The sequence below is a fragment of the Massilia hydrophila genome, assembly GCF_020208145.1.
GTDB classification, from domain to species: Bacteria; Pseudomonadota; Gammaproteobacteria; order Burkholderiales; family Burkholderiaceae_D; genus Telluria; species Telluria hydrophila.
In genome coordinates, this window is sequence record NZ_JAHYBX010000096.1 from 1 (window position 1) to 269 (window position 269).

1 rRNA gene is annotated in these 269 nt (G+C 48.3%); it reads right to left on the reverse strand.

Annotation, left to right across the window (positions count from 1 at the left end):
• A 23S ribosomal RNA gene (locus tag LE190_RS21670) occupies positions 1-269 on the reverse strand; the annotation flags it as partial.

Here is a 269-nt window from a genome sequence, read left to right on the forward strand (position 1 = left end):
TTCCACTATCAATTCGACTATCACGTACAGGCTCATCCCATTTCGCTCGCCACTACTTTGGGAATCTCGGTTGATTTCTTTTCCTGCAGCTACTTAGATGTTTCAGTTCGCCGCGTTCGCTTTGCATACCTATGTATTCAGTATGCAATGACCTAAAAGGCCGGGTTTCCCCATTCGGAAATCTGCGGATCAAAGTGTGTTTGCTCACTCCCCGCAGCTTATCGCAAGCTACTACGTCCTTCATCGCCTGTAATCGCCAAGGCATCCAC